Annotated in this window: 27 protein-coding genes; 5 read left to right on the top strand and 22 right to left on the bottom strand. The window is 48.3% G+C overall.

Annotated elements, in window-relative coordinates:
• Positions 1–16: 16 nt before the first annotated feature.
• Genes QUE65_RS07405 through bchF form a run of 15 tightly spaced genes read right to left on the bottom strand, consistent with a single transcriptional unit; the run spans position 17 to position 14,250 of the window.
• Complete coding sequence (locus QUE65_RS07405; protein WP_286280366.1) at positions 17–514, bottom strand: TspO/MBR family protein; 498 nt, start codon at positions 512–514, stop codon at positions 17–19.
• Entirely contained in the window at positions 511–1,716 is a 1,206-nt protein-coding gene (locus QUE65_RS07410; protein WP_215369521.1) for a geranylgeranyl diphosphate reductase, read from the bottom strand. The genes QUE65_RS07405 and QUE65_RS07410 overlap by 4 nt, the downstream gene beginning before the upstream one ends.
• A complete protein-coding gene (locus QUE65_RS07415) occupies positions 1,713–3,071 on the bottom strand; it encodes a BCD family MFS transporter (protein ID WP_286280369.1) in 1,359 nt (452 codons plus the stop codon). The genes QUE65_RS07410 and QUE65_RS07415 overlap by 4 nt, the downstream gene beginning before the upstream one ends.
• Entirely contained in the window at positions 3,068–3,982 is a 915-nt protein-coding gene (chlG, locus tag QUE65_RS07420; RefSeq protein WP_286280371.1) for a chlorophyll synthase ChlG, read from the bottom strand. Before chlG ends, QUE65_RS07415 begins: the two co-directional genes overlap by 4 nt.
• Positions 3,958–4,719, bottom strand: a complete 762-nt coding sequence (puhE, locus tag QUE65_RS07425) for a putative photosynthetic complex assembly protein PuhE (RefSeq protein ID WP_286280372.1) — start codon at positions 4,717–4,719, stop codon at positions 3,958–3,960. Before puhE ends, chlG begins: the two co-directional genes overlap by 25 nt.
• 6 nt (positions 4,720–4,725) lie before the next feature.
• Complete coding sequence (gene acsF / locus QUE65_RS07430; RefSeq protein ID WP_286280375.1) at positions 4,726–5,814, bottom strand: magnesium-protoporphyrin IX monomethyl ester (oxidative) cyclase; 1,089 nt, start codon at positions 5,812–5,814, stop codon at positions 4,726–4,728.
• Positions 5,815–5,828: 14 nt separating this feature from the next.
• On the bottom strand, positions 5,829–6,284 hold the full coding sequence (puhC, locus tag QUE65_RS07435; RefSeq protein ID WP_286280377.1) for a photosynthetic complex assembly protein PuhC: 456 nt from the start codon (positions 6,282–6,284) through the stop codon (positions 5,829–5,831).
• Positions 6,281–6,976 (bottom strand): photosynthetic complex putative assembly protein PuhB, encoded by a 696-nt coding sequence (gene puhB / locus QUE65_RS07440; protein WP_286280378.1) that lies wholly within the window; start codon positions 6,974–6,976, stop codon positions 6,281–6,283. The genes puhC and puhB overlap by 4 nt, the downstream gene beginning before the upstream one ends.
• A gap of 5 nt (positions 6,977–6,981) precedes the next feature.
• Entirely contained in the window at positions 6,982–7,752 is a 771-nt protein-coding gene (gene puhA / locus QUE65_RS07445) for a photosynthetic reaction center subunit H (protein ID WP_215369529.1), read from the bottom strand.
• A 26-nt stretch (positions 7,753–7,778) separates the two neighbouring features.
• Positions 7,779–9,209: a BCD family MFS transporter gene (locus QUE65_RS07450; RefSeq protein WP_286280380.1), complete on the bottom strand. Its 1,431-nt coding sequence runs from the start codon at positions 9,207–9,209 to the stop codon at positions 7,779–7,781.
• A gap of 8 nt (positions 9,210–9,217) precedes the next feature.
• On the bottom strand, positions 9,218–9,916 hold the full coding sequence (gene bchM / locus QUE65_RS07455) for a magnesium protoporphyrin IX methyltransferase (protein ID WP_286280381.1): 699 nt from the start codon (positions 9,914–9,916) through the stop codon (positions 9,218–9,220).
• A gap of 13 nt (positions 9,917–9,929) precedes the next feature.
• Entirely contained in the window at positions 9,930–10,835 is a 906-nt protein-coding gene (gene bchL, locus QUE65_RS07460; protein WP_215369532.1) for a ferredoxin:protochlorophyllide reductase (ATP-dependent) iron-sulfur ATP-binding protein, read from the bottom strand.
• Between the two features lie 18 nt (positions 10,836–10,853).
• Positions 10,854–12,452: a ferredoxin:protochlorophyllide reductase (ATP-dependent) subunit B gene (gene bchB / locus QUE65_RS07465; RefSeq protein ID WP_286280383.1), complete on the bottom strand. Its 1,599-nt coding sequence runs from the start codon at positions 12,450–12,452 to the stop codon at positions 10,854–10,856.
• Positions 12,453–12,460: 8 nt separating this feature from the next.
• Entirely contained in the window at positions 12,461–13,765 is a 1,305-nt protein-coding gene (locus QUE65_RS07470; RefSeq protein ID WP_286280384.1) for a ferredoxin:protochlorophyllide reductase (ATP-dependent) subunit N, read from the bottom strand.
• Positions 13,762–14,250, bottom strand: a complete 489-nt coding sequence (bchF, locus tag QUE65_RS07475; protein WP_286280385.1) for a 2-vinyl bacteriochlorophyllide hydratase — start codon at positions 14,248–14,250, stop codon at positions 13,762–13,764. The genes QUE65_RS07470 and bchF overlap by 4 nt, the downstream gene beginning before the upstream one ends.
• A gap of 284 nt (positions 14,251–14,534) precedes the next feature.
• On the opposite strand from bchF, the gene QUE65_RS07480 reads away from it, so the two are divergent.
• Genes QUE65_RS07480 through QUE65_RS07500 form a run of 5 tightly spaced genes read left to right on the top strand, consistent with a single transcriptional unit; the run spans position 14,535 to position 19,969 of the window.
• Positions 14,535–15,431: a cobalamin B12-binding domain-containing protein gene (locus QUE65_RS07480; protein WP_286280386.1), complete on the top strand. Its 897-nt coding sequence runs from the start codon at positions 14,535–14,537 to the stop codon at positions 15,429–15,431.
• A gap of 25 nt (positions 15,432–15,456) precedes the next feature.
• Complete coding sequence (gene ppsR / locus QUE65_RS07485) at positions 15,457–16,872, top strand: transcriptional regulator PpsR (protein ID WP_286280388.1); 1,416 nt, start codon at positions 15,457–15,459, stop codon at positions 16,870–16,872.
• A 22-nt stretch (positions 16,873–16,894) separates the two neighbouring features.
• Positions 16,895–17,560: a spheroidene monooxygenase gene (locus tag QUE65_RS07490; RefSeq protein ID WP_286280389.1), complete on the top strand. Its 666-nt coding sequence runs from the start codon at positions 16,895–16,897 to the stop codon at positions 17,558–17,560.
• Positions 17,553–19,100, top strand: a complete 1,548-nt coding sequence (gene crtD / locus QUE65_RS07495; protein ID WP_286280392.1) for a 1-hydroxycarotenoid 3,4-desaturase CrtD — start codon at positions 17,553–17,555, stop codon at positions 19,098–19,100. The genes QUE65_RS07490 and crtD overlap by 8 nt, the downstream gene beginning before the upstream one ends.
• Before the next feature lie 26 nt (positions 19,101–19,126).
• Positions 19,127–19,969, top strand: coding sequence for a carotenoid 1,2-hydratase (locus QUE65_RS07500; protein WP_286280394.1), 843 nt, complete (start codon positions 19,127–19,129; stop codon positions 19,967–19,969).
• 20 nt (positions 19,970–19,989) lie between these two features.
• Here QUE65_RS07500 and QUE65_RS07505 read toward each other — a convergent pair whose 3' ends face one another.
• The 7 genes from QUE65_RS07505 to pufA form a co-directional block, all read right to left on the bottom strand.
• The gene (locus QUE65_RS07505) at positions 19,990–20,217 is read right to left on the bottom strand and encodes a ribbon-helix-helix domain-containing protein (RefSeq protein WP_286280396.1); all 228 of its coding nucleotides are present in this window, start codon (positions 20,215–20,217) and stop codon (positions 19,990–19,992) included.
• Positions 20,218–20,266: 49 nt separating this feature from the next.
• Positions 20,267–21,328 carry a phytoene/squalene synthase family protein gene (locus QUE65_RS07510; RefSeq protein WP_286280397.1) on the bottom strand — a complete coding sequence of 354 codons (1,062 nt, stop codon included), beginning with the start codon at positions 21,326–21,328 and terminating at the stop codon, positions 20,267–20,269.
• Positions 21,325–22,854, bottom strand: coding sequence for a phytoene desaturase (locus QUE65_RS07515; RefSeq protein ID WP_286280398.1), 1,530 nt, complete (start codon positions 22,852–22,854; stop codon positions 21,325–21,327). Before QUE65_RS07515 ends, QUE65_RS07510 begins: the two co-directional genes overlap by 4 nt.
• Positions 22,855–22,918: 64 nt before the next feature.
• Complete coding sequence (pufC, locus tag QUE65_RS07520) at positions 22,919–23,980, bottom strand: photosynthetic reaction center cytochrome PufC (RefSeq protein ID WP_286280400.1); 1,062 nt, start codon at positions 23,978–23,980, stop codon at positions 22,919–22,921.
• Between the two features lie 9 nt (positions 23,981–23,989).
• Entirely contained in the window at positions 23,990–24,988 is a 999-nt protein-coding gene (pufM, locus tag QUE65_RS07525) for a photosynthetic reaction center subunit M (RefSeq protein WP_215369550.1), read from the bottom strand.
• A 21-nt stretch (positions 24,989–25,009) separates the two neighbouring features.
• The gene (gene pufL, locus QUE65_RS07530; RefSeq protein WP_215369552.1) at positions 25,010–25,834 is read right to left on the bottom strand and encodes a photosynthetic reaction center subunit L; all 825 of its coding nucleotides are present in this window, start codon (positions 25,832–25,834) and stop codon (positions 25,010–25,012) included.
• A gap of 79 nt (positions 25,835–25,913) precedes the next feature.
• A complete protein-coding gene (pufA, locus tag QUE65_RS07535; RefSeq protein ID WP_215369554.1) occupies positions 25,914–26,117 on the bottom strand; it encodes a light-harvesting antenna LH1, alpha subunit in 204 nt (67 codons plus the stop codon).
• Positions 26,118–26,123: the final 6 nt, after the last annotated feature.

Raw genomic sequence — 26,123 nt, forward strand, 5'->3', positions numbered from 1 at the left:
CTGCTTGGCTTTTTTATTAGCCCCGACCAAATGGACCGTTTAATTGAATCGTGGTCCAGTTAAGCAGCATGGCCACCGATACCCAAGCGAGGTATGGCAGCATCAAGAGGCTTGAGATGGGTGAATACGAACGCGTAGCGAGTACGATCGCCAATACAGAAAACCATAATCCAACCGCCTCAATCAGCGCCCAATCAGGTCGTTGCATCCGGAAATACAAAACGCTCCAGATGAAATTGAATAAGCCATTCACAATGAAGAGAATGACCAACATCCGGATAGTTTCTTGATTGGGGGCGCGATGATACCCCATCACAAAAGCGGCACCTGCAAGAATAAAGATGATGGTCCACATTGGCCCAAACACCCAATCGGGTGGTTTCCAGGGGGGTTGTTGCAGACTCTTGTACCACTCACCAATATCGGTGGCCCATGCTCCAGCCAGTGCGAGCACTAAACCCCAAACAACAGCAAAAATAATCGGCTTATAGTGCGCAAACCACTCCGCACTCATACCTTGGCCATGCCCAAAAGGTGAGCCATATCTTTAAAGAAAATCTTAATATGAGCCATCGGATCTTTACGAACTAATTTCTTGTGCATGTACGATTCAAAGGTTAAACGTTGTACATCTTTATCTTCGCACATTTTGACAAAACGCTCGCGACGCTTATCGTTTCCATACCAAAAGCGTTGCATGATCCCCAGAACCAGAAATACTGTACCGTGCTCTTTCATGAAGCGCTTACGTGCTTGGGCTAAGGCTTTGACATTCCCGGTCACCAATAACTCATGCACCGACTCAGCCGCTAATCGACCCCCCACCATGGCGTAATAAATCCCCTCGCCCGAAGCGGGAGCAACGACTCCTGCAGCATCGCCAGCCAAAATGACATCCCGATTGTTATCCCATTTTTTAAGTGGCTTCATTGGTAATGGTGCGCCTTCGTGGCGTAGCAACTCGGTATTTTCTAAATTAGTTAGTTTTTTAAGTTGACCAACAGCGCTACGCAATGAAAATCCTTTATCTGCACTACCCGTTCCAATACTCATGGTATTGCCATGCGGAAAGATCCAACCGTAGAAATCGGGCGATAGTGTGCCTTGATAAAACACATCACAACGCGAGCCATCATAACCTTGTGGCGGTGCCTCGGGAACCCGAACAATCTCGTGATAAGCAAATACGTAATCGACATCTTTGGCCCCAGGAATGGCCTGGCGCCCAACACCCGATTTGGCGCCATCAGCACCAATAATGGTCTTCGCACGAACCGCCCCAGTCTTCTCTGGCTCTGATCGATTGGCGGAGTGAACTCGATAGTGAACAATGGCCGTGCCATCGGTGTCGCGTGTGATCTTCTCAAAAATACCGGTGCGACGTGTGGCGCCATCATTGGCTGCACGAACACGAAGCCATTCATCAAACTGATCACGATCGACCATTCCCACAAATCCACCATCAATTGGGATGTCGACTTGATTATTTTTAGGTGAGATCATACGGGCTGAACGGGCTTTAGCGACCAGTAGTTCGTCGGGGATCCCAAAGTCTTTAATCAGACGAGGTGGAATTGCACCGCCACAGGGCTTAATACGGCCCGCGCGATCGAGCAATAAAACGGTATGTCCCATTTTGGCAAGATCACCAGCTGCGGTTGCCCCTGCGGGCCCGCCGCCAACGACCACTGCATCAAAGGTTTCTAGGGTACTCATGATGATCCTCCATGGGAAATAAACGGACGAGGGATTGATGACTCAACCGGTTGGGTTTTGGTAATGCGTTCATTGGGTCGGATATAAAACGACAGAATGGCAGCGGCCATAAATAAAATGGCCTCAACAAAGAAGACGCTTGCGTAAGCGGTTACTGGGTCACCTAATACATAACGCGCGAGATCGCTCGCCCCCGTTCCTAAAATACCACCCAGTCCAAAAGCAATTGCTTGGGCTGCTCCCCAAACGCCCATACGGACACCCTCGCGACGCTCCTTGCCCATACCAGCAAATTGCATCATCGAGCCAATCGCTGCGATCGAAAACGCGCCGTTCGATACTCCCAATATAAATACGGTGCTAAAGAATGGCCAGCCAGGACCCACCAATCCAGACATCACCAAACTCAGCATGGCGAGCGATGAGGCAATACAGCCTCCAACCGTCCATATCCGCAGTGACGATAAATTTGGATTCTTACTTCTGCTCGTGATAAACCCACACAGCAGCATGCCGCAAAGTACTCCAGCATGTTGAAGGCCAGATAGGCTCGTTGTCTCTCCAGGGGTTAAACCAAACGCAGTACCTGCAAAAGGTTCCAAGATTAGATCTTGTGAGCTATACGCCAACATCGAGATAAAGACGAACACGGTAAAACGCCGTACGCGTGACTCTTGCCATACTTCGGCTAAGGCTTCTTTAAATCGCAATTTGGGTTCATTGGCGTTCTGTGCGGTTTGCGCAAGGGATTTAGGTTCAAGTCCATGCAGTGCAATAAAGCTAATCGCAAGTGCGATGCACGATACACCTAGTGAGACCATGATGAGGCGCTCAAAGGAAAATGGGTCGAGTAGTTTTCCGCTAATGCCTGCTGTCATCGCAAAGCCGAAGATCATCATGAGCCAAACGCAACTTGCAGCAGCAGCCTTGCGCTTTTCATCCACGCGTTTTGCTAGGAGCACTAGTAAAGCCGTACCACTTGCGCTCACTCCTAAACCAATCATCATGAAAGCAATAAAAGCGAGGCCGATGCCCGAGCTTACATCGCGACTCATCAAAGCCACCGCACCCGCTGCCAACACGCCACCACTGGCCAGAACCAACATTCCACCCTGAATCCAGGGCGTTGAACGGCCACTGCGATCCGATCCAAAACCCATCCGGGGTCGAATAAATTGCACTAAATAATGCATCGCTACTAACAAACCGGGTAGTAATGCAGGAAGTGCAAGCTCAATCACCATCACGCGATTCAAAACCGATGTGGTCAGTACCACGACTGCACCTAAGGAGGCTTGTACAAGTCCTAAACGAGCAATCCCAAACCAATTGAGGGTAGTGAAATGTTGAGTCATGCTAATCGACCCACAGCAAAGGCACTAATCATCATGCCACTTACAAATAATGGGACACCAAAACCGCTTAGGAATAATGCGCGCTTTACCGGGTCTTCTAGGAAGTACTTCATCATCAATAATTGCGCAATGATTAAGACCAGAATCGCTAATGCATGAAATGAGGTGCCATGCCAGTACAAGAATCCAACAACAAGATATTGTGGAACAATCATCATCAAGCAGGCATTCCAAGCCGCTCCGTTAATACCCAATTGCACGGGTAATGAACGCACGCCCATTTGGCGATCGCCCTCAATCGCTTTAAAGTCGTTCAAGGTCATAATGCCGTGCGCGCCAATGCTATAGAGCAAAGCCAAAATGATGGATGCCACCGACGGAAATGCATCCCCTAGCATCACAGCGGAACCAGTAAACCAAGCAAGACCTTCATACGATAATCCGCACGCCGCATTGCCCCACCAACCATTTTGTTTGAGTCGGAGCGGTGGTGCGCTATATGCCCAAGCTAAGAGGAGGCCAATCAAGGTAGCAACGAATGCCCAGGGGCTAATCCACCAACCCACGAGCAGCGATAAGCCGGTCCAAATAATCGCAATGTATAAACCCCAACGTCCCGGCATACGTCCTGACGGAATCGGGCGATTGGGCTCATTAATCGCATCGACATGCCGATCAAACCAGTCATTAATTGCCTGACTAGTGGCGCACACCATCGGGCCAGCTAACAGCACGCCCGCCAATAAAACTTGCCAACGCTCGGTGATCGCAATACCAGTTGCAATGACACCACAAGCAAATGCCCACATGGGAGGAAACCATGTGATGGGCTTGAGCAACTCCAGGATTGCCAATGGAGTTGGCCAGGACCGTTGAGAAGATTGGTTTAAGACCGAAGTCCCCATTTCCATAATCCGTCCGTTGAAAATGGTAAGACCATCATGATGTGCTCGAGAATTGCAAGCGATAGTAGAGTTGCCAAAATGGTCGAGGATGCAATTTGATACGCACTGGCATTCGCAGCAAATGCATGCTGCCAAAGAGGCAATGCCACCAAACACGCCAAGAGAATCGAAATGGGTAATAAGGGGTTCATCGCTCGCTTGGTGAAGTAACTATGCATGTATTGAAGATGCACGGGTAAGAACTTCTCATTGAGATTTAAAACTCCCAAGAACACATTGAGTTTGGCGCTTTGACGCATCGCCCACAGAATGAGAAAGGTCCATAACCCAACTAAATTACTACCACCCCAGGTTGCAATTGCTACAGCAATTCCGAGAACGATTAGGGCTAATTCGTGATGAAAAATCGTTTGAAAGGCATAAAACGCTTTACGCACACCCCTGCAATCCGGCGGGCATGGAGTGCGGCGCGAACCGGTTACATACCCCAATAGAAATCCAATTTCTTGCCAAGCCCAGACTAATAAAGCACAAGTAAATCCGCAATATGCTCCAGCGACCGTATTTAAATTAGCGCTGGTTTTTAACCCAACCAAGGCAAACAGCAAGACCATACCGCTCATCCAAAAAGTTGCCTGATGGGTCGAGCGTGGGCGTTGGTTGAGTAACAAAATAATGCCAGTCCCAAACCACCATAAAAAGATGGTGTACAGCATGGGAAAGAGAAAGCTACTTACGCTCATCGTTCATTACCAGCTGGGAACCAAGCGAACATTACGGGGTAACTCATGGTTGTGCACAGGTAAGAAATAAGCGCGCGCAAAGACCAAACCAGCACGAACGCCTAACAGTGGCACCATGACTTTTGCTAAAAGCCCTCCACGTGCCTTATAAACATCCATTTTTTGGAATAAGGCCAACATTTGGTTCATGCACTCGTAAAACCGAGGGTCATCCAAGTTCAAGGTGATGGGGAATACCTGTTTGGTAATCTCATTAGTAATTCGCAAGACTTTTTTGTCATAGTCGGTCGGTGAGATCTGCATGGCTTTATACAACTGTGGTCTTGAATGATCACGAACATACATCGTGCTATAGACCGCTAAACAGAAGAACCGAATCCAGTATTTATTAAGCCCCGTTAATAAATGGGGATTAGCACGCATGATTAATGCAAAAGCTTCGCCGTGACGAAACTCATCATTGCACCACCTCTCAAACCACAAGAAGATCGGATGAAAACGGAGCTCTGGTTTTTTCTCAAGCTCACGAAAAATCGTGATGTACCTAGCGTATCCAATCTTCTCGGAGAGATAGGTCGCATAGTAAATAAATTTTGGCTTGAAATAAGTATATTTTTTTGCCTTTGCCAAAAATCCGAGATCAATCCCAATATCAAAATCCTTGAGCCACTGATTAATAAAGCCTGCATGGCGCGACTCGTCACGAGCCATGTAGCCATAAAGCAACTTCATATCCTCATTTTTGACCTTGCGCTTGATTTCAGCATACAAAATACATCCTGAAAACTCCGATGTAATTGAGCTAATCAAGAAATCAACAAACTCGTCATAAAGTTCAGGATCCACATTGGAATAGTTCTTATTCATATCGGCGGGTCGCTGAAAATGATCCGAATTAATATCGGCTGCAAACTCAGCCATCAAAACATTCCATTCCGAGCGCAATGCATCAATGTTGGTGCGATCCACTTCGGTAAAGTCAGTGGTGTAAAACCGCGGACTCAACATCGCATCTTGCAATGCCTTCTTGGTTGAATCATTAATTTGCGGGGCCACCGGGATTTGATCTCGTAATAGGCTTTCTGCGGACTCCATGTATTTCTCCAATATCAACGTTGTTGGATTTGATTTGCATCCGTCCGAAGAAGGCGTGCAAAATGCTGCGAATTAATAACCCCAAAGGACTCCAAATCAATCATGCGTCCTGTACTGGGATCGGAAAGGGTCAAGCGCCCATCTTGACGGGCAATTAGCTCAAAAGGAGGCTCGCTTCCGATCTCGCGACGCTTACGCTCTTGCGCTAGGGTTCTTAAAGCCCCGCGCACAAAGCCTGCCTCTCCAGTAATCACATCGACTTGCTGCTTCGTTTGATAATCAACGACCGCAATCGACCCATCAGCACGATCCTCAAACCGCAATTGTTTGATGAGTGCTGCGGGCGCATCGGGATACCGCACCATCTGTTGGGACTGCTGCGTTACCCAAGTAGCGAATACAACAAATGCTCCAAGTGCGAGTGCAAGAACACTTGTTTTAGTCATTAAGGGCGATGATGAATGGCTCATGAGCGTGATTGAGAAACCTTTGCAATAGCCATCCCCTGCCCATAGGCGCTAATTGGTGACTCGGACTGACCGATGGGCTGAGAGCGAAGTTCAACCTGATTCATCGTCGCCCAAGTATCTGCAAATAACTTAGCTACCTTAGCGCCGTCTGGCACGCATCGCAACATTGGCTCGGGGTGGGCTAACTTCCAAGCGCGGGCATGTGGCCACAGATGCATGAACGGGATTTTGTCATCGGCATTGAGCTTGATGGGGATATCCGCACTACCGTCAGGATAAATATGAACACCCGCTTGTGCTAAACGTTTGAGGGGTAAATTAAATGTAATCGTCAGCACAATGCCAATGCGCATGACCAAGCGCCGATTAGTTAGGGTATACATTGTTGCATTCACGGACCAATAGGTCAGTAAGGCCAACATCATCAACGCGCAAAGCGATAATCCCAAAGCCCAAGCAAAGCCTGGCCATTCCTCAACCCAGCCGCCTGCAGATCGGCTAATGGCAATTGCCTTTAGAACAACCATGGCAGAAAAGTACAGTGCGAACCATTGCAAATGCGCTGCATGAAGTGCAAACGATTTGAGGTCTGGCTTTCCTTGCCACAGAATGCGCTCGTTCTGAGGCAAAGGCTCAGGCAATCCGGGCTGTGCCTCGAACTCGTGCTCTGGGGATTGGTAGATCGTACTCATTGCATTTACACCAATGGCTCACTGCGCTCAGGGGTGGCATATAAAGTACCCGCCCCAAAGTACGCCATGATTTTTTCCTCTTCGAGCAAGGTAATCTGCTCCATGCTCTTCGTCGCCGGAACTTTTGCAAAATGTTTGCCCAATACCGCTTTCACAGAAACCTGATTACGACCTACACGGGCAAAGTTCATGGGCAACAGCACGCGACGAGCGCCTGCTTCTGGCGTGGTCTCGAGTTCCAGATACCGAATCATCATCTCGAGGCGATCGACCCAAATCTCTTTAATGGTTCCACCGCGCACACCATCGGCACCCACCACATTAAGGCCACGAGGATCAATGTCTTGTCTGGCGACACTAAAGTCACTCAATAAGCGCATTGGGACAATACGAGGGCCACCCTCTGGCATGTGATCAGGCACATCGGCACGATTAGCATACGCACCTGGGCCAATACCATCGAGCATTGGGTTGCCCGTTGGCTCAATCGGTGCGCCATTCATCCCATTCGCTGGTCGTGCAGCCAAACGCTCTAAGGGTTCATCACGGGGTACCGTGACATCGCCACCGAATTGGGTTTTAAAGGTTTTTGGCTTGGGCATCGCCGCAATGCCCTCGGCACGACGCACCTTACCGGCTTGATCGTACTCAAGCGGAAATCCCTCGCGTTTACTCTCAATGGTGAGGTAATAAATGAGGATGGCAAAGAAAACCCAAAATGCATACAAGGCTAATTGCGCGACATCCACGTATTGTGTAATTGCTCCAGTTCCCATAACGTACTCCCCTCTTTAACAATGAATTAGCTTGGAAACTCCGCTAATCCAAACTTCGAATCCGACTGCGTTGGCTTTGGATGCTTCATCATGACCAAAGGACCAATCGCAACCAAGGTTGCAAACAACAAAAACAATTCAATGTGATACACAAAGCTATATCCGGTTCCTGGTGAAACCAAAACAGATCCGAGCGATCCCGATACAGCTAGGCTAGAAACCACATCCCGAATCACTCCACCAAGTCCAATAGCCAATCCAGCTGCGCTCGCACTCACTGCACCCCAGGCGCCGATCACGAGACCATTCATTCCTAAGGAATCAAAACTCATCGCGGTTGCTAAGGTGCTCACAGCAAACAATCCGCCACCAAAACCAATCAAGAATGCGCCGACTCGGAATAAATTAGGTGCGAGCAATGGCTCTGAAAAGATCACACAGGTAAAGGCGAAGATTCCGCAAAGGGCCCCGACCGCAGCTAAGCGATGCGAATCAATTTGTCGATTTAGGACCTTAGCTGCCAACATAAATGCCAATAAGGCTCCGATTGAGGTCAAGCCGGTTAACAAGGTAGTAGCACTGACCGATAAATGAAGCACCTCAGCCCCATAAGGCTCTAAGATGATGTCTTGCATGCTAAAGGCTGCAGTTCCCATCCCTAAAGCAATCAAGAAACGAATAACCTTGTCTTGCTTGGCAAATTGATTCCAAGATTCTTTAAAGCGAGTGATTGGCTCTTGACAGAGTTGCTCCTTCGTCTTCGGTTGGCGCGCCTCTTGTTTCCAGAGTGCCATCAGATTTAGAACCATCGTCAGTGCAGCAGCGCCCTGCACCACCTGAATCAAACGCAGTGGTGAGAAGTTACTAAGCAATAGTCCAAATAAAACGCTACTGAAGACCATACCGATCAGGAACATCACATACATAAGAGCCACAACCCGTGGGCGGGATGCTGGGGTTGCCAAATCCGATGCGAGAGCCAAGCCCGCAGTTTGGGTAATTTGCATACCCGCACCAACCAATAGGAATGCCAGTGCTGCAGCAATATAACTAAACCAGTGGGGCCAATTGGAATCACCAGACAATAAAATTAGAGAGAATGGCATGATGGCAAGACCACCAAACTGTAACCAACTCCCCAACCAAATATATGGAACACGCTTCCAACCCAAAAACGAGCGGTGGTGATCACTTTTAAATCCCACCAGTGCACGAAATGGTGAAAACAATAAAGGGAGTGCTACCATCAGCGCGACGAGACTTGCGGGCACTCCCATCTCGACGATCATGACGCGATTGAGAGTGCCAATCAGCATTACCGTCGCCATCCCTACGGATACTTGGAACAATGCCAAACGTAACCATTTACTTAAAGGCAGGTCTTTCGTTGCCACATCAGAAAATGGCATGAACCGTGGCGAGATCCGACGCCAGGCTGAGAAAAGATTAAGGTTCATCGTGCGCATCATCGGGTTAGCACCATCGCTTGCGAAATATAAAAACCGCGCGCAATTTTTTGGGTCGCATCAATTTTCCAAGCACTTAAACCGGGTTCTTGGGTGATCATCTTTGCCAGAGTTTGTTCAGCAACCGGTTCAATAAAGGGTGCCCGATCACCGCGAGGAAATAAACGTCCTACGGTAATCATGGTGGATAAAAATGGGTTCTTCGGTGCAAAGGTAAAAGCGATTCGTTGGCTAGTTCGCTGTGCTAGACCAGCAAGCGCCTTCGTAATATCGCGGCGGTGGTAATGAATCATCGAATCCATACAAACCACGTGATCAAAATTACCCAAAGAGGGGTCTAACATGTCCCCAGCAAAGAACTCAATTGACCCCCGGCCCAAGTCGGTCGGTAAGCGCTCGCGCGCCAAGTCAATCAAGGTTGGCGAGATATCGGTGGCCATCACCTGTGCACCGCGCTTGGCTAACTCGACAGCGAGTGCACCGGTCCCGCAACCTGCATCTAGAACCCGCTGTCCATGAAGGTCAGCAGGCAAATAACTTAGAAGAACATTGCGCATCTCATCACGCCCCGCCCGCACCGTTTTACGAATACCACTGACTGGTGCAGTGGACGTTAATTTTGCCCAGGCATCAAACGCAGTCCGATCAAAGTACTGCTGCAACTGACTGCGTTTTTCGAGATACGAATGCTCTTGCATGCCAATACCCTAATTAATCAAATCCCAAGAGATCAAAAATGTCACGGTCTTTCATGGGAACTGCTGGCAGAGGGTCTGCTCCAGCCCAGAGGGCTGCTGCTAGACGCAGATACTCTTGCTGCACTTTGTCGAGTTCTGGCGATTGCTCCATCTCAAAGAGCGTTGATTTCTTTAAGCGGCTGCGACGAATCACATCCAAGTCTGGAAAATGCGCCATCGTTTTGAGGCCTACTTTTTCATTGAACTTGTCAATTTGATCCGTAGCAGCACTGCGATTGGCAATCACGCCGCCTAAGCGCACGTTATAGTTTTTAGCTTTGGCACCAATCGCTTGCACAATGCGATTCATCGCAAAGATCGAATCAAAATCATTAGCCGTAACGATGAGTGCGCGATCCGCATGCTGTAAGGGTGCTGCAAAGCCACCACACACCACATCGCCCAAGACATCAAAAATCACGACATCAGTATCGTCAAGCAAGTGATGTTCTTTAAGTAATTTCACAGTTTGACCAACAACATAGCCGCCACAACCTGTTCCTGCAGGAGGGCCGCCGGCTTCGACACACATGACCCCGTTATAGCCTTCGTAGACAAAGTCCTCGACGCGCAACTCTTCTGAATGAAAATCAACCTTCTCCAAAACATCAATCACGGTGGGCATCAATTTTTTGGTGAGCGTGAAGGTGGAATCATGCTTTGGATCGCAGCCAATCTGAATCACGCGCTTTCCTAACTTAGAGAACGCCACCGAGAGATTTGAGGAGGTGGTGCTCTTACCAATTCCGCCCTTGCCATAAACCGCAAAGACTTTTGCCTTCCCAATCTTTAAATTAGGGTCAAGTTGGACTTGAACACTGCCCTCTCCGTCCGCTCGCCGTGGTTTCATCTCACTTACGGGAATATTGACTACGTTCATAACATGGCTCCAGTGCGCTTAGCGTCCAAAATGGGCTTTTGCGTCGTACAAAGTTTCTAAAGAAATCGTTGGTAAACCGCGCTCAATCGCAAAGCGCTCGGTATTGCGTTTTGCCTTACCGCGAACAAAAAATGGGATCTTATTCAGCTCTTTTTGTGCCTCTGGCTCCCACACACTCTCTGTTACTGGGGCGCCGTTAGCGACTGCAATCTCAGCAATCGGTGTTGGCTCAGCGGCGACACTAGCCTCATTGGCTGAAGTGCGTTGATGCCCATGACCTAAGTGTGAGGGCGCTGCACCATCATGAAACTCAAAGTCTTCACGGAACATACCAATCAAGTGCTCTTCTAAGCCCATCATCAATGGATGAACCCAGGTATCAAAGAGAACGTTTGCGCCCTCAAACCCCATTTGTGGCGAGTAACGCGCAGGGAAGTCTTGCACATGGATTGGTGCTGAGATCACAGCACATGGAATCTTGAGACGTTTGGCAATATGGCGCTCCATCTGACTACCCAAGATCAACTCAGGCTGTAGTTCCGTAATACGCTGCTCAACCTCGAGGTAATCATCCGTGATTAAAGCCTCTACACCATACTGAGTGGCTGCTTCTCTCACTTCCCTAGCCAACTCTCGGCTATAAGTACCAAGGCCGACTACCTGAAAACCCATTTCTTGCGATGCAACTTTTGCAGCTGCAATTGCATGGGTTGCATCACCAAAGATAAAGACACGTTTGTTGGTTAAATAGGTTGAATCGACCGATAAGGCATACCAGCGAGCACGCGAACGTTTAGTCAGCTCTTCGATATCACAATGGATTTGTGCAAGCGTACATACTTCCTCAATGAAAGCTCGTGTCGCATTAAATCCGATTGGGATAGTTTTAGTACTGGGTTGCCCAAAGTTTTTACTCAGCCACTGGGCAGCACTATTGGCCACTTCGGGATAGAGCACCACATTGAAGTCTGCTTCATGTAAACGAGCTATATCTTCAGGTTTAGCGCCCAAGGGTGCGACAACATTGACTCGCACACCAATCTGTCGCAGTAACTTCCGAATTTCTACCAAATCATCGCGATGCCGAAATCCCAAGGCGGTTGGGCCTAAGATATTGCAACTTGGTGGCAATCCAGCGGGTCGTGGTTTGCGTTTTTCTCCTGGAGGTAAAACATAATCTTTACCCAGTAAGCGCACCATTTGATAGAAAGTTTCTGCTGCTCCCCAATTCTCTTTCTTTTGATAGGCGGGCAATTCCAAAGGCAATACCGGAACCGATAACTGCAACGCTGCTGCTAATCCACCTGGATCATCCTGAATCAATTCAGCGGTACACGATGCACCAACCATGAGTAGGTCTGGCTTAAAGCGTGCATAAGCAGAACGCGCCGCATCCTTAAATAACTCTGCTGTATCGCCACCAAGATCGCGTGCCTGAAATGTCGTGTAGGTCACAGGTGGGCGTTTGTTCATGCGCTCAATCATGGTAAAGAGCAAGTCCGCATAGGTATCACCTTGCGGTGCATGCAAGACGTAATGCACTCCCTCCATCGCAGTAGCAATGCGCATCGCACCAATGTGCGGAGGTCCTTCGTAAGTCCACAGTGTTAATTTCATGACCTCTCCTAAGCCGCCAATTTGGTTCTGCGCACCAATGGCCGCGCAAAGAGTTCGGCCAAATCAGCCGCTTGATCAAACCCTTGAATCGGTGTGAATACCAATTCAATTGACCATTTCGTTGTCATTCCCTCAGCTTCAAGGGGATTTGCTAAACCCAAGCCACAAACCACCATATCGGGGCGGTAACTGCGACAGCGATCCAATTGCTTCTCCACATCCTGCCCTTCGGATAAGCTCACTTCGGTCGGTAATAAGGCCAGTTCCTCTGCTAGATGTTGCCGATGGATATAAGGCATCCCGATTTCAGTCAACTGCATCCCCAGTTCGCGGTGCAAGAATCGAGCTAGCGGGATTTCTAATTGCGAGTCTGGAAAGAAAAAGATTGAACGTCCGTTGAGCACTTGGCGTTGGCGCTCGAGCGCCAGGTTTGCACGCTGACGCTTCGGTGCAATGACCGTCTCAACACGAATTGGATCAATTCCGAATACTTTGGCTGCAGCAGCAAACCACGCCTCTGTCCCTTCAACACCGAGTGGGAATGGCGCTGGAATTCGTTTGGCGCCCATATCATCAAGAACACGAGCGGTATCCGTTAAAAAGGGTTGCACCAGCAAGTACCGGGTATTCGGGCCAAGGCGCGGAATATCACCCGATCGTCTTGGTGGAAAGAATGCATACGACTCAATCCCCAGCTCATTAAAGATTCGGGAGAACTGATCCTCAACAATATCGGCCAAGCAACCAACGATCAAGAGGTCTACTTCCCTCTCTGTCGGATGCAGCTTTGCATGTTGCGGAATCTCTTTGGCAAGCGCCGCAAGGCAAGCATCCTCACCTTGAGTGAAGGTGGTTTCAATTCCACTACCGGAGTAGTTGAGAATGCGCACGCGTGGCGTATAGGTTTTACTTAAACGCTCGGCAGCACGTGAGAGATCCAGTTTGATGACTTCGGATGGACACGAACCTACCAAGAAAAGCATTTTGATATCGGGTCTGCGAGTGAGGAGCTGATCGACCACCCGATCGAGTTCCTCATTGGCATCAGCTAAGCCTGCCAAATCATGATCATCAATAATGGCCGTAGCAAAACGAGGCTCAGCAAAAATCATCACACCTGCCGCAGATTGCACCAAGTGTGCGCAGGTGCGCGAACCAACTACCAAGAAAAAAGCATCCTGGATTTTGCGATGCAACCAAATGATGCCAGTCAGACCACAAAATACTTCGCGTTGACCACGCTCTTTCAGAATTGCTCGGTCTGCCGAATCGCAACCATCACTAGTGGGTTGCAAAGGAATGACGCGATTCATGCCATCACCTGTTCTGTTCGTTGGCTTGACTCTTGCAAGCGGGCCTGACGTAACTTCCATAGAAACTGAGCGGCATTAATCACGTAGGCCAAATAGGCCGATAACGCCAATGCCATCAGTGCGCGAGGCTCTAAAAACCCAAACGTTAATGCGATTAAGTAAGCGGTGTGCAATGCTAAAACCAGCATGCTAAATACGTCTTCCCAGTAAAAAGCGGGGGCAAAAAGGTACTTGCCGAACACCTCTTTTTCCCAAATGCTACCCGTGATCATGATTGTGTAAAGAATCAAGGTCTTGATCACAATCGAGACATTGGCGGCAAACTCGCCCTGACCCGTGATTAAAAATCGAATCACGAAATACAGACTCACTAAGAAAATGACAAATTGCACTGGCGCCAAGATTCCCTGAACCATTGTCCATTTCGAGCGATCACGTCGGATTCGTTCTTCGGGTGTATAAAGGGGGTGAATTTGACTTGCCATGTGCTTTTTTCCTTACGCAGCCTGGCTCCTATATAAATATGTAAACTCAAGTTTACGCTTTTTTATGTAGACAAATCTAGGAATAAACCCTTATAAGTGTCAAATTATTTTGACAGTTTAGCCTCCTAGTGGTAAACCTTATGGAAACGGGTCAAAAAAGGAAGGTTTTTGGCCCAAATTAGCCTTTGTTTTAAGTACTTTCTGAAGAGAAATGACTGAAAAAAGGTGCATTGAGTGCAATAAATATTGCATCGCAACATTAGCAAATGGCTTAGGGGTAAACAGTGGATCAACTTAATCTACCGAGAGACGGTAATCAATCACAAGAAGGCAAGGAACGCCGATCATGGCCCAAGAATTCATACTCCAGCACCCCAATTTCCAAAAAAGTTCATGCGCCGACGTCCCATGAACTCTCCAATTTGCTTCATAAAACCATAGAGGCACAAATTATTCCCCGCCTCCTCATGCAACATGGTCAAAATCGTCCCGAGATCGATTCGGGCCATCGGGGAACGACAATCTCTAGCGATGAGGTAAAACACTTCGCTGAACTACTCATCCATAGCACCAACGATATTTGCCTTGGTTATATTCAAGCTTTGCGCCTCGAGGGGCGAAATTTAAATGAAATTTATCTCGACTTAATTGCCCCTGCCGCTAGACGCTTAGGCTGTTATTGGGAACTGGATGAGCAAAGCTTTACAACAGTGACCCTTGCCCTTGGTCGAGTTCAGCGACTCATGCAAGAACTCAGTCCCGATTTTCGTAATATCGAAAATCAGCACAAAACCCTCTCAGGAAAAGCGTTGTTGTTTGCAATGCCCCACTCCCAACACACCATGGGGGTGTTGATGCTAAGCGAATTCTTTATTCAAGCAGGCTGGAATGTCACAACGGTAGCCAACCCCTCCAGCGAAGAAGTTCTCTCGCTATGTCGTGAGCAAGCATTTGATATTGTCGGAATCTCGATTTCATATGAGCTGCAATGGGATGCTATGCAGGAATTAGTCAAAGCAATCCGTCAATGTTCGGCTAACTCGCAAATCGGGATTATGGCCGGAGGTGCACTCTTTAATGCCAAGCCGGATTTAATGAATCAGTGCAACGCTGATATCTGCACCTTGAGCGCCCCAGATGCCGTGATTGCCGCAGAGAATATCTTAAAATCGCGTGTTTAAGAAAAATCAATAAAAGATTAAGCCCGTGACTAATATTGCCAGCACCGCCCACACTTTTGGGCAGTTAAACCCCGAGGAGATTGCTAATCTCGTCGAGGCCTCGGCAGACATCTCACTAACGCTCAATTCAGCGGGTGTGATTCAGAGTATTGCCTTTGGTAACCCGGATCTACGAAGTCCCAATTTAGAAAACTGGGTTGGTAAATCCTGGATTGATATGGTCACGGTAGAGAGCCGTCCGAAGATTCAGGCGCTTTTAACAGATGCCAATGAATCCTCACTCTCACGCTTTCGGCAAATTAATGTTCCAATGCCGGGGGCGAGTGATTTACCCCTACTCTGCGCAACACTAAAAATCGGCAGTTCGGGTCAAATCATTGCGCTCGCTAGGGATTTGCGCGAGATCTCTCTTTTACAACAACGCTTAGTCGATGCTCAGCAAGCGATTGAGCGGGATTACACCCGCTTACGCCAACTCGAAACCCGTTATCGGGTTTTATTTGAAATGGCCTCGGAGGCCGTACTTGTTCTTGATGCGAACACCTTCAAAATCGTTGAGGCCAATCCACGTGCTGCTGATTTATTAAGTGAGTCGATCAAGAAACTAAATGGCCGCTCCCTGATTGATTATTTAGCCAAGGGCGATCGGATTCAGGCGCAATCTTTATTGAGTAAGGTTGCCTATACCAGCACCGCCGCTGATTTAAATACCAAATTACTGAATGGTCAAGAAGCATTTTTATCTGCTGCGCCATTTCGTAATGAAAATCAATCCTTACTATTAATCACAATTAAGCGCTCTGGTGAATTTGTTGATCGTCAAGATGCTGGAGCCCAGTCGCTAGTTATCCAAGCCCTCGAGAATGCACCCGATGGATTTATTGTGACGAATTCGGCAGGAAAAATATTAACGGCCAATCAAGCGTTCTTACGCTTGGTCATGGCGGATAAGCTCGATCAAATCTTAAATGAGCCCCTCGAGCGCTGGCTCGAACGCTCGAGTGTTGATTTGCGTGTCATGCTCTCTAATCTTCAAGAAAAAGGGTCGATTAAATTATTTGCGACATCGATTCGCGATTCCTTTGGTACCCTGCATCCAGTTGAGATCTCCGCTGTATCAGTCTCTTACCCGCATTCCTGTTTAGGATTTACGATTCGCGAGGTAGGTTCACGCATTCGCTCGAAAATTCAACCTGATGAATCAATTACCCGTTCGAGCGAGGAACTCACGCAACTGGTTGGGCGTTTACCCCTAAAAGAAATTATTAATGAGACCACTGATTTGATTGAGCAGCTTTGCATTAAAGCTGCGCTCGATCTGACGCGTGGTAATCGTGTCTCAGCCTCTGAGATGTTGGGCTTGTCACGGCAAAGTCTCTACATTAAATTACGCAAATACAATCTGAGCGATCAAAGCAAAGATAGCGACATCGAGGAATAAGATGTCATCACAGGTGGCGGTCATGAGCTTGGTTAGCATCCAACCGCAAGCCAAACTCGCTGGTATTACCCGGCTCATGTTTAATCGATTTAGTACTTATCGACCCAAAGGCTTAGTCTTACAAAAACACATGGGGTCTGGCAAAAATGCGGGGTTCTCTGTGAGCCCGAGTGGGACTCATCAAGGTCTATTTAGTCTCTTTGATTCTTTAGAGCATGCAAATGCATTTATTTGCGAGTCCCCTTTACTCAAGTGGTATCAAAGACATGCTCTTGAACTATTTACTGTCAAACTTCGTGCCTACTCCGTCAAAGGTCGATGGTCTGGACATCAATTAAGTGAATCCATTGCGCCACCAAGCTCGGGACCCATTGCTTCGCTCACACGCGCATCGATTAAACCCTCAAAAGCGGTCTCGTTTTGGACCAAGGCGCCCCCTGCCGAAGTCGATTTATTGCATACCGATGGCTGCTTGATTTCTGCAGGTGTGGGTGAGGCGCCAATCCTTCGACAGGCCACATTTACGATCTGGGAATCGCAAGCCGCCATGGATGCGTATGCTCGCTCTGGTGCTCATTTAGCAGCGATCAAATCAGCAATGCAAGGGCAATACTTTTCCGAATCGATGTTTGTCCGTTTTCAACCATTTGATGCAACCGGGACGTGGAAAGGAAGAGCACTTGCCTAAATCCCTTGGCAATCAACCAGTTGTAGTGATCGGTGGGGGCATCGGTGGCCTAGTAAGCGCTCTTGAGCTTGCTTGTGCGGGTCTTGAAGTCATCGTGGTTGAGAAAGAACAAAACCTTGGGGGCAAGATCCGGCAAATCAACTGCGCTGGTCATGGGGTTGATTCTGGACCAACAGTATTTACCATGCGTTGGGTCTTTGATGGCATTTTTGCCAACGCAGGCTCACAACTTGAAGATATGTTGAAGATTGAACCTTTAAAAATATTGGCTCGTCATGCATGGAGTAAATCCGAGCGCTTGGATCTTTTTGCCAATCGCGATGAATCTGCCAAAGCGATTGAGGATTTTGCCGGTGCTGCGGAAGCTAGACGCTTTATTGAATTTTGCGAACAAACGCGCAAACTCTATCGCGCCTTAGAGAAGCCATACATGTTGTCGCAACGCCCCTTCATGATGGGCATGATGAGCGATTTGGGACCGACTGGCTCAAAAGCGCTTTATGAGATTGGTTTATTCAATGATCTTTGGAAGAGTTTAGGTCGTTACTTTAAAGACCCTCGCTTGCATCAGCTCTTTGGTCGCTATGCCACCTACTGTGGCTCCTCACCTTTTCAAGCGCCTGCAACCTTGATGCTGATCGCCGATGTGGAAATGCAAGGGGTGTGGGCTGTGCAAGGCGGCATGATTGCCATTACGCAAGCACTTACCGATTTGGCACGTGCTAAAGGAGTACGCTTTATTTGTGGAGTGAACTGCGATGAGATCACACAACATAATCGCAAGGTCTCGGGAGTGCGCTTGAGTAATGGTGAGACCATTCAAACGCAAGCGGTCATCTTTAATGGTGATGCGATGGCTCTGCAAACTGGTTTGTTGGGTGAGGCCAATCGTCACGCTTCCCCAATTACCCAAACTACTCGGTCGCTCTCTGCGATTACCTGGTCAATGTACGCAAAGCCACACGGTTTTCCTCTAATTCGGCACAACGTATTCTTTGACTCAGACTACGATAGTGAGTTCACGGATATTTTCTACCGCAAGCGTTTGCCACAGAAACCCACCGTCTATATTTGCGCCCAAGATCAAACCGATACCCACATTTCGCATCTAGCTGGAGAGCGACTCTTGTGTTTAGTCAACGCGCCAGCCACTGGTGATCATCAACAACCTACTTTATCTGAGATTGAATCATGTCAAGAAAAATCCCTTTCCCTGCTCGAACATTGTGGCCTCAATCTCTCTTTAGCGGATGCAACGGTGACACGCACTTCGCCTCAGGATTTTCATCGCCTCTTTCCAGCAACGGGTGGGGCTCTTTATGGCCAAGCCAATCACGGCTGGATGGATACCTTTCGTCGGCCAGCAGCCCAAACAGCAATACCGGGTCTTTATCTAGCGGGGGGCAGCGCGCATCCGGGAGCGGGAGTACCCATGGCAGCTCTATCGGGTCGTATGGCGGCCGCAACCCTGATGGGTCACCTCGGTTTGACCAAGCGGTCGGGTCGGGTGCTTATCTCTGGTGGTACGTCGATGCCTTAAGTGATGATGGCCAGCATGGTCTCGTCATGATTGCATTTGTAGGGAGCGTGTTCTCTCCCTACTACGCTTTAGCGCGCCGTCGCCATGCCCATGTCAACCCAGAGAACCACTGTGCGATTAATTTAGCAATCTATAGTCCTGGTAATAAACGTTGGACCATGACCGAGCGAAGTGCAGCGAGTATTTCTCGTAATCAAACTGAGTTTGTAATTGGGCCTAGTAGCTTGCATTGGAATGGTGATCATCTACGGGTTGATTTTGTGGAGCGGGCCGTTCCCTTTGGTCAGCGTGTCGTTGGCCACTTTAAGTTATACCCAAAGCAATTATTTAATTTCTCGACCCATCTGGATGATCAACACAAGCATCGTTGGGGACCCTTAGCTCCTGCTGCGCGCATCGAAGTTGAGCTAGAGTCTCCCAAAATCAAGTGGCAGGGGAATGCGTATTTTGACTCCAATGAGGGGGATGAGCCGATTGCGATTCCCTTTAAAGATTGGGATTGGTCGCGCGCGCAATTAAGTGGTGAACGTACCGCTGTCATTTACGATGTGCGCCAAAAGAATGGAGTAGAACGAGTCTTGGGGCTGATTTTTACTCCCGATGGTCGCATTGAGCACTTTGATCCTCCTCCTCGCCAAGCTCTCCCTAAAACAGGTTGGCGAATTCAGAGACAAATGCGCAACCCCAAGGATGCTCAACTAAAAATACTGGAAACACTGGAAGACACTCCATTTTATGCACGCTCGGTTCTTAGCAGCGAACTACTCGGTGAGCGCGTGACCTCATTTCATGAGACGCTAGACGTTCCAAGACTCTCATCCTGGGCCGTGCAGTTTATGTTGCCGTGGCGGATGCCGAGGGTGATGTAAATAGCGTTTATTAGGTTACCTTAAGTTAATTTTTTGTACAAATCATCAAACTCTTTGATGCTGGCTGCAAAATGAACTATTGGATCCTGTTTTGATATTGTTGGTATTTTTTGATCCAAATAGGCGCTTAAGGCCTCATTCACAATGACTGACAAATCAACCCTATTCTGCTTGGAAAGCGTATTGAGCTTGAATAGATTTTCGGGACTTAATTGAATAGAAATTTTTTTGCTTTGCTCATTATTCATGAGCAAAATTTTCTATAGTTATCGAGAAATGTCAATAAAGGTATTAGAACTAATTTGCCTGAAAGCGTTCGTGCGTACTCATTTCTGCCTCTCGCTTTCGCTCCTCAACGCGCTCGAGCAGGTCAACAACCCATGTAAGTCTCTCGTGGATCGTTCCACCGTAATGACGGATGTGCGGAGTTTTATTCACTGCCTCAATTAAGAACTGAACCGATGGATGCGCTTGTGGGTTAAAGCGTCGGATCGAGAACTTCGCAATGATGGCCGATGTTGCATGGGTTAATAAGACGAGTTTGCGCTGCTTCGAAACTACAGCCCGAACTGACACGGAATCGAGATTTAGACGCTCGACCTCACGACCAATCTCCGCATAAATGAGACGTGCTGCAGCAATCGCTGGGCGGCAGTCCCACGGCAAGTCACTGATTCCAATCTCTGCTTGGGTATAGAGTTTGTCAGCTGCTTTGAGTAGCCTCGCCACGACGCGAGAAATTGCTTCACTAAATTGTGGGTTTGCTAACCACTCATCGGGATCGAGCCCCTCTTCCCGCATCCACTCAATCGGTAAATAGATCCGGCCGTTCATCGCATCTTCACCGACATCACGAGCAATGTTGGTTAATTGCATAGCGAGTCCCAGCTCACAGGCGCGCGCGACAGTCTCTGGCTCACGTTTTCCCATGATCAAACACATCATGGCGCCAACCGTGCCTGCAACTCGTGAGCAGTAATCGAGTAACTCATCAAAGGTCTCGTAAGTTCGGTATTGCGTATCCCAGGCATACCCCTCAATCAGTGCGAGTGGTAACTCTTTTGGAATATCAAAGGCACGCACGACTTCTGCCAAAGCCCGATCTGCCGCTTCATCAATAGGTTGACCTAGATAGATGGCATCCAATCGCTCTTGAAGCGTGATGATGGATTGCTCAGTTGCGTCTGCGGCATCAGCAATATCATCGGTGATCCGGCAAAACGCGTAGAGAGCTGTAGCGGGATCCCTCACTCGACTCGGTAATACGCGTGATGCAGCAAAGAAGGATTTTGAGCCATCGCGCATGGTTTCTAGGCATTCATTGAGATCCTCATCAAAGCGCTTGGAGCTACGATTCATTGTGCATACCCTTTAGCCACATTAATCGGATGCGGAACCACTGACATTAATGCCTTGGCTGATGAGAGAACCCCAGGTATTCCGGCGCCGGGATGGGTACCTGCGCCCACCATATAAAGTCCTTTGACATCTTCGCTACGGTTATGGGGTCTAAACCAAGCGCTTTGTAATAAGAGTGGTTCAAAACCAAAGGCTGCACCCTTGACCGACAACAGTCGATCCTGAAAATCCTGCGGGGTTGTGCAAAACGAGGTAGTGACGTACTTTTCAAGACCGGGCAATACCGATTGATCCAAATACTCTGCAATGGCTTGTCGATAAGTCTCGGCAGTTTCTTGCCAGTTAGTACCACTATCTAAATTCGGTACAGGTGAGAGCACATAAAATGTATCGTGACCAACTGGCGCAAGACTCGGATCGGTCGCGGTTGGTCGGTGCAGATATAGACTGAAATCCTTTGCCAGCACCTTACGCTTGAAGATATCTTCCAGCAACTCGCGGTAGCGCTTGCCTAATAAGATCATGTGATGAGGCACATCCGGGTATTGCTGCTTGGTCCCAAAGTACCAAACAAATAAACTCATCGAATATTTACTCCGCGCCACCTTTTGATCGGTCCAGACTTTACGATGCTGGGGTTCAATTAATTTCTGATAGGTCCAGGCGGCATCTGCATTGGAGACCACGATATCGGCGGGTACAAAATTACCATCAGCCAGTGTGATTCCAACGGCTTTGCCATCACGCACCTCGATGCGCTTCACTTCCTGATTGCATTGCACATCCACGCCCACATCAGCCAATAAGCGAACCAATCCCTTAATTAAGGATCCCGTGCCTCCCATGGCCGAGAACACGCCATGTTTACGCTCCAAGGAGTTAATAAGCGAGTACACCGCAGTTACCGAGAATGGGTTTCCCCCAATTAATAATGGATGAAAACTCATCACCTGACGTAACTTGTCATTCTTTAAATGCCTTGCAACCAGTGTGTAGATACTCTCCCAGGCTTTCATCTTCACCATGGATGGAAATGCCTCGAATAAATCGCTTAGAGAGTCAAAGGCAACATTACTAAGTTCCTTAAAACCCAATTGGTAGCATTTCTCAGCCTCTGCTAGAAATCGATCGTAACCAGGTAAATCTGCCGGACTAAATTTAGCAACTTCATCACGCATGCGTTTAAGATCACCGGTGTAATCAAAATGACTGCCATCGTCAAACCGAATTCGATAAAACGGATCCATAAGTCGCAGATCCACATCGGTTTCGAGTTTCTCACCACACAACTCCCACAACTCTTCCAGTAAAAAAGGGGCGGTAATGATGGTCGGTCCAGCATCAAAGGTGTAGCCATCGCGCTCATGCACATAAGCGCGACCACCCGGCTTATCGAGCCTCTCGAATACTTTGACGCGATACCCTTTGTGCGAAAGCCGAATAGCTGCAGCTAGGCCACCAAAACCACTCCCAATGACTACCGCGATCGGGCGATCATCACTAGGTAGATAGGTTCGTTTAAGCATCGCGACCCAATTTAGAAAAAAATGGCGCCACGAAGGACGCCATAAGTACCGGTTGCATCATTCTTTACTTCATCGCTACAGTATTACTCTTCTCACCAGGCTTTGGAGCGACGCGTGGTGCTGGCGTGCCTGTTAAGAATGGATAATCTTTGAGCATTGAAACTCCGTATAGGGGTTTGTAGGCTCCTTGGTGACAGGTGGTGCAATTATTTTTTAATACATCCCCTTCAGGTCCCAATCGATGTGCTGGGAATACGCCAGTTAGCGGCACCATATAGTTATTATTGAGATCCCGGACCATGCGAATGCCATACCAAGCAGTCATTCGCTGCGGAGGACTTTGTGACCACTCGGGCATTGAGCGGGTGTTGTGGCAATAGGCACAGTTCACACCCAACGAGGTCGACATATGTACCATTAAGCCAAATACCTTTTCAGTATCCTGAATACTGTTCTTATTTCCGGTTGGCAATGCGGTGGGTCCATTCATGCGAATGTTTTCCGCTTTTAGCAAGTATGGGGTAAATGGGTCATACGGTAAATCACTCCCGCCAACCGATGGTGATGGCGTGTTTTGACCGTTCTTACCAGTTAAAAATCCACTGCCCTGCTGTTTAGTTGAATCAATCGACCAAACATTTTGTGGAATATTATTTCCGCGGTGGCAGGTATAACAGGTAACACCAGTTTCAGCGACGTGCGATTTCCATTCAACGTTAATACGTTGAGTCATCTGGATCATCTTACGGGAAACAGTCTTGGTATACATTCCGTCTTCGGCAAAGTTTGCGACGTTATGGCAATACGCACAACCCTGTTCAGGAGCAACCCAGCTGGTCATTGCCACCATAAAGTTCGTAAACTGCGCAACGCTCAGGTTTCCTAAAACCTTGACGTTCTTATAAACAGCTCCTGCTTTGGGGCCATTAGGGTCAGCAGGAATTCCTGCAGGGACCGCATTCTTTTCGGCCTGCGCATCTAAGGTGCGAGGGTTGTAAACCATCGCCATACCGGTTCCCCGAAATCCATTCTGTACCGATTCGATGGGTGGGCGCTCACACGCCGTCAGAACGAATGTACTGCCGATGAGAGCAGCGATGCTCAATATGCGTTGAATTGAGTTCATGATTGCTCCTTATTTGGCGACGGGTGGAGGTGGCACGAATGTCGCTGCTGGATCAACTGTGGGGATGCTATACACATCAGGGTATGCTGGTGCAACCCCATGCTTGACTGCCCACAAGTACCAGTTATCAACCACAGTACCCGTTAATAAAATTCCGATTCCACCTGTCAGTGGTACCAATACGGCAAACCACCAGGCCCAACGGTGAATGGACTCCATCGTGGCATTAAAGCCCATGGTCCATCTCCAAAATAGTCCGGCACGCTCCGATGCAGTTCCGCGATCGACAATTTGTTCAATCTCGCGCTCACCACCATATCGACCAACCGCTAAGATGGTTGCGCCATGCATTGCAAATAACAGCGCTGATCCATAAAGGAAGGCAATCGAGAGCATATGGAATGGGTTGTAAAACAAATTACCGTAACGCAAAGAGAATGCAGCGGTCCAATCGAGGTGCGAGAAGATACCAAACGGTACGCCCTCACTCCAACTTCCAACTAATAATGGTCGAAAGAATCCCAAGACCAGGAATAACCAGATTGCAGAGAGGAAAGCCCATGCGATATGCGTACCCATGCCAAGCGCAACTGCACGTCGGTAGGTGCGCCACCACCATAACAAGACCGATGCGGTTAAGAATGCACCGGCCATCATCCACCAACCACCCTCAGCGAGTGGCATATTTAAACTCAAGCCATGCTTGGGTAACGGTGGATCGAGCGATAACCAAAACAGTTGACGCACAAACTGGATGGGATCCCAATTGACCGAGGCCAACATATTCCAGCCAATAATCTGAAAGCCAATCATGCCAAAGAATAAGGATGCAATCCCAATCGTTCCTAAATAAATAGGACCAATCTGCGCATTGCCTAAACGCCCAAATAAATGGACTAAAAATGGTTTGCCAATACGCTCACGCTCATCCTTTCTGGGATTAAGTGGTGAGCCATGATGCGGTTCAGCGACAACCTGAACCTGAGTGAATAAATTTTGATAGTCCATATCGTTATCCCTCGATTTTTCTTATGACCAAATGGGGAGGTTTAACCACCAACCCCACCACTCTGGCCAACCACGAGTCCAAAATGGTCCACTAATGACAATGCAAACTGCGCTCCAAAATACTGCAGCTAAAGCTAAGAACAAGCCGAGTCGGTGAATACCCAAAGTGCCGACGGAGTAGCCAATCAAATCCCGAAAGAAGGTGTCTTCATGTTCGGGGGTTTTAACAAACTCGCCCTTTTGCGGATTCGTTGACGACAACACAAGGGCGCCATGCATGGCAAGCGCGAGGGTTGTCGTGAAAAATAAGGTGATCGCAATCATGTGCGCGGGGTTGTAATGAAAATGTAGGTATTGATAGCCAACGTTTGAGACCCAATCAAGGTGACTCAAGATGCCGTATGGGAACCCATGGCCCCAGGCGCCCATCAATACAGGGCGAATCACAACCAATGTGAAATAACCAAAGATCGCAACGGAGAAGGCAAACGGTACATGAAAGCCCATACCTAATTTGCGACAGATCTCCACTTCACGCAGTGCCCAAGATCCAAATGCGCCTAAGGCGCAAATTGTGATCAACTGCCATAGCCCACCTTCCATCAGTGGTGCAGGTGCCAAGCCATACTTTAAATCGGGTGGGGCAATATTAATTTGCCACAAGTTCCATGTGGGTCCTTGCGATGCGCCCCACAAAATGAGTGCAGTGCCTAAAAAGGCAAAGAAGATCGTGGTGATACCAAAAAATCCGACATAAAAAGGGCCTACCCAAAAGTCGAATAAATCTCCGCCAACCAGGGTTCCCCCTCGCACTCGGTACTTTCGTTCAAAGCTGAGCATGGCCATTTTTTAGTCCTTCCTTAAATTGGTAGATAAGACTCGATGCGTGGTCAAGTCTTATCCACCACGGTTTTCATGATGCGTACTACTTTGCTGCTGGTGCTGCTGGTGGGGTTGCAGAACCTGTACCTGTTTTTGCTTTGTACTGGGTTTGACTTAAACCATCTAACCAGTTAAAGCGCACGGTGCTTAGCAGAATCAAGTGAATCATTGCCGCTAAACCGAACAGGAAGATTCCTTGAATGGCCATAGCCCGTAATGGGTCATATAGTTTCCAAATTCTCCACATGGTATT

This window comes from Polynucleobacter sp. HIN8 (genome assembly GCF_030297615.1).
Classification (GTDB): domain Bacteria; phylum Pseudomonadota; class Gammaproteobacteria; order Burkholderiales; family Burkholderiaceae; genus Polynucleobacter.

Coding starts and splice junctions, on each gene's coding strand:
- QUE65_RS07405 (WP_286280366.1), bottom strand. CDS start 514: ATGAGTGCGGAGTGGTTTGCGCACTATAAGCCGATTATTTTTGCTGTT.
- acsF (WP_286280375.1), bottom strand. CDS start 5,814: ATGGAGTCCGCAGAAAGCCTATTACGAGATCAAATCCCGGTGGCCCCG.
- QUE65_RS07415 (WP_286280369.1), bottom strand. CDS start 3,071: ATGACTCAACATTTCACTACCCTCAATTGGTTTGGGATTGCTCGTTTA.
- pufM (WP_215369550.1), bottom strand. CDS start 24,988: ATGGACTATCAAAATTTATTCACTCAGGTTCAGGTTGTCGCTGAACCG.
- bchF (WP_286280385.1), bottom strand. CDS start 14,250: ATGGCAAGTCAAATTCACCCCCTTTATACACCCGAAGAACGAATCCGA.
- QUE65_RS07490 (WP_286280389.1), top strand. CDS start 16,895: ATGAGCTTGGTTAGCATCCAACCGCAAGCCAAACTCGCTGGTATTACC.
- QUE65_RS07500 (WP_286280394.1), top strand. CDS start 19,127: ATGATTGCATTTGTAGGGAGCGTGTTCTCTCCCTACTACGCTTTAGCG.
- pufC (WP_286280400.1), bottom strand. CDS start 23,980: ATGAACTCAATTCAACGCATATTGAGCATCGCTGCTCTCATCGGCAGT.
- bchM (WP_286280381.1), bottom strand. CDS start 9,916: ATGCAAGAGCATTCGTATCTCGAAAAACGCAGTCAGTTGCAGCAGTAC.
- chlG (WP_286280371.1), bottom strand. CDS start 3,982: ATGGAAATGGGGACTTCGGTCTTAAACCAATCTTCTCAACGGTCCTGG.
- puhB (WP_286280378.1), bottom strand. CDS start 6,976: ATGAGTACGATCTACCAATCCCCAGAGCACGAGTTCGAGGCACAGCCC.
- QUE65_RS07515 (WP_286280398.1), bottom strand. CDS start 22,854: ATGCTTAAACGAACCTATCTACCTAGTGATGATCGCCCGATCGCGGTA.
- bchL (WP_215369532.1), bottom strand. CDS start 10,835: ATGAACGTAGTCAATATTCCCGTAAGTGAGATGAAACCACGGCGAGCG.
- bchB (WP_286280383.1), bottom strand. CDS start 12,452: ATGAAATTAACACTGTGGACTTACGAAGGACCTCCGCACATTGGTGCG.
- puhE (WP_286280372.1), bottom strand. CDS start 4,719: ATGAGCGTAAGTAGCTTTCTCTTTCCCATGCTGTACACCATCTTTTTA.
- QUE65_RS07470 (WP_286280384.1), bottom strand. CDS start 13,765: ATGAATCGCGTCATTCCTTTGCAACCCACTAGTGATGGTTGCGATTCG.
- QUE65_RS07510 (WP_286280397.1), bottom strand. CDS start 21,328: ATGAATCGTAGCTCCAAGCGCTTTGATGAGGATCTCAATGAATGCCTA.
- puhC (WP_286280377.1), bottom strand. CDS start 6,284: ATGAGCCATTCATCATCGCCCTTAATGACTAAAACAAGTGTTCTTGCA.
- pufL (WP_215369552.1), bottom strand. CDS start 25,834: ATGGCCATGCTCAGCTTTGAACGAAAGTACCGAGTGCGAGGGGGAACC.
- puhA (WP_215369529.1), bottom strand. CDS start 7,752: ATGGGAACTGGAGCAATTACACAATACGTGGATGTCGCGCAATTAGCC.
- QUE65_RS07410 (WP_215369521.1), bottom strand. CDS start 1,716: ATGAGTACCCTAGAAACCTTTGATGCAGTGGTCGTTGGCGGCGGGCCC.
- QUE65_RS07450 (WP_286280380.1), bottom strand. CDS start 9,209: ATGAACCTTAATCTTTTCTCAGCCTGGCGTCGGATCTCGCCACGGTTC.
- QUE65_RS07505 (WP_286280396.1), bottom strand. CDS start 20,217: ATGAATAATGAGCAAAGCAAAAAAATTTCTATTCAATTAAGTCCCGAA.
- pufA (WP_215369554.1), bottom strand. CDS start 26,117: ATGTGGAGAATTTGGAAACTATATGACCCATTACGGGCTATGGCCATT.